This is a genomic window from Peptoniphilus indolicus ATCC 29427 (assembly GCF_000227315.1).
Taxonomy (GTDB): domain Bacteria; phylum Bacillota; class Clostridia; order Tissierellales; family Peptoniphilaceae; genus Peptoniphilus; species Peptoniphilus indolicus.
In genome coordinates, this window is record NZ_JH165072.1 from 1 (window position 1) to 2093 (window position 2093).

The window sequence follows — 2093 nt, forward strand, 5'->3', positions numbered from 1 at the left end:
TTATTTATAATGATGAAATCAAAAAAACAAATTCAGATATAGAAGATGCTTTAAATAATTATGGAGCAAAATCTATACCTTGGAGTAAAAGAGTTCAATATAAAAATTTATTTGTAGCTTAATAAGTTTAATATAGGAGATATTACACTCTCCTATATATTTTTTACGGTTTTAAAGAACGTAAGTTCATAAATATACTTAATAAGAGAGAATACTATGGAAAATATAAAAATAAATAGAATTATTAAAACAATATATAAAAAATATGGGACTAATCCATTTGAAATATGTAAAGAAAAAGATATTCTATTACAGTTTATAGATATGCCATTTACCTTAAAGGGATATACCACCACTAAATACAGAACAAAAATCATATTTTTAAATAGTAAAAATACAGAGTTTGAAAATGAGTTTACCTGTTTACATGAATTAGGCCATATATTTTTAAAGCATCAAGATAATATACTTTTTAATCAAACCTGTACTCTACACAACAATATCAAAGAAGAAACTGAAGCTAATTTCTTTGCCACTTCAATGATATTAAAAAATATGATATATCCTCATTTGCTGAATTAAGTATAAAACAGATATCTTTTTTAACTGGCATTGAAGAATATAACTTAAACCATTACTTCAAAAACAATAATTTAGGAGGTTAAAATGAAACGAGCAAATGGTATGGGAAGTATTATAAACTTAGGCAAAAACAGAAGAAGACCTTATGCTACATTAGTAACTACAGGCTGGGATGAAAATGGGAAGCAGATAAGAAAATATATTGGATACTCAAAAACTAAAAAAGATGCTGAAATGCTTCTTTTAGAATACTATAAAAACCCGGCTGTATTAAATAAAGCAACTTTAGAAAACATATATGATCTATGGTCTAAACAACACTTTTTAACTATAGGAGAAAAAACAATCTCCGGGTATAAAGGCGCTTGGAAAAAACTTTCTGTATTAAAAAACATGCATATAAGAGATATTAAGACTAAGCATTTACAAGATGTAATCAACGACTACTCTACTATGTCTAGAAGCACACTAAAAGATATCAAAAGCTTATCAACTCAGTTATTTAAATTTGCAATGCAAAATGATTTAGCAGAAAAAGATTATACACAATTTGTAACATTGCCCGCTCAAAAAGATAAGAAAGAAAAAGAAATATTTAATAGTGATGAAATAGAAACTTTATGGAAATATAAAGACAATGAATGGATAGATTCAATACTTTTTATGATTTACACTGGCGACAGAGTTGGAGAGATGTTATCCATTCCCAAAGATAAAGTTAATTTAGAGTATGGATATATTCAACATGGGAATAAAACAGAAACAGGAAAACAAAAAATAACTCCAATACACAAAGATTTACTCCCTTTGATTCAAAAAAGAATGCTAACAGATTCTAAGTTTTTATTCGTTAATGAAAGAGGAAGAAGTATAACCACTGACTATTACAGGAAACATATATATTATCCTCTTCTTAAAAAAATAGGAATAAGAAAACTTACACCACACTCTTGCAGACACACTTTTGCATCGCTGCTAAATAAATCTGAAAAGAATAAAAACACAATAAGTAGACTTATGGGCCATACAGATTATTCAATAACAGCTAAATGGTATACTCATGATGAAATTACAGAACTTATAGATTCAGTAAATAAACTATAGATTTGTATGCTATAAATATTCTACTTGTAATCTACGTACTAAATTTTAGTGATTTTTATGCGACTTTATAAAAAACAAAATAAAAAGTAAAAAACCTTGTAAACGTTGATTTTACAAGGTTTTTGTTGGTGCGCCTTAGAGGATTCGAACCCCTGACCTTCTGGTCCGTAGCCAGACGCTCTATCCAGCTGAGCTAAAGACGCACAATATAAAAATGGAGCGGATGACGAGATTCGAACTCGCGACCCTCGCCTTGGCAAGGCGATGCTCTACCACTGAGCCACATCCGCATAGTTAATATTTATTAAATTGGAGCTGGTGAGAGGACTTGAACCCCCAACCTACTGATTACAAGTCAGTTGCTCTACCAATTGAGCTACACCAGCTTAACACAATTTTGGCGACCT

3 protein-coding genes and 3 tRNA genes are annotated in these 2093 nt (G+C 29.7%); 3 read left to right on the forward strand and 3 right to left on the reverse strand.

Annotated elements, in window-relative coordinates; genetic code table 11:
- The first annotated feature begins 2 nt into the window (after positions 1–2).
- The 3 genes from HMPREF9129_RS11555 to HMPREF9129_RS09730 all read left to right on the forward strand — a co-directional run bounded on the left by HMPREF9129_RS11555 (position 3) and on the right by HMPREF9129_RS09730 (position 1686).
- Positions 3–122 carry a DUF1829 domain-containing protein gene (locus tag HMPREF9129_RS11555; RefSeq protein WP_257009273.1) on the forward strand — a complete coding sequence of 40 codons (120 nt, stop codon included), beginning with the start codon at positions 3–5 and terminating at the stop codon, positions 120–122.
- Positions 123–216: 94 nt separating this feature from the next.
- The gene (locus tag HMPREF9129_RS09725) at positions 217–582 is read left to right on the forward strand and encodes an ImmA/IrrE family metallo-endopeptidase (protein WP_004823151.1); all 366 of its coding nucleotides are present in this window, start codon (positions 217–219) and stop codon (positions 580–582) included.
- A gap of 84 nt (positions 583–666) precedes the next feature.
- Positions 667–1686 (forward strand): tyrosine-type recombinase/integrase, encoded by a 1020-nt coding sequence (locus HMPREF9129_RS09730; RefSeq protein WP_004823153.1) that lies wholly within the window; start codon positions 667–669, stop codon positions 1684–1686.
- Between the two features lie 126 nt (positions 1687–1812).
- Here HMPREF9129_RS09730 and HMPREF9129_RS09735 read toward each other — a convergent pair.
- From HMPREF9129_RS09735 to HMPREF9129_RS09745, 3 genes are all read right to left on the reverse strand, one after another.
- Positions 1813–1889, reverse strand: a tRNA-Arg gene (locus HMPREF9129_RS09735).
- A 12-nt stretch (positions 1890–1901) separates the two neighbouring features.
- Positions 1902–1976 (reverse strand) — tRNA-Gly (locus HMPREF9129_RS09740).
- Between the two features lie 20 nt (positions 1977–1996).
- Positions 1997–2072, reverse strand: a tRNA-Thr gene (locus tag HMPREF9129_RS09745).
- Positions 2073–2093: the final 21 nt, after the last annotated feature.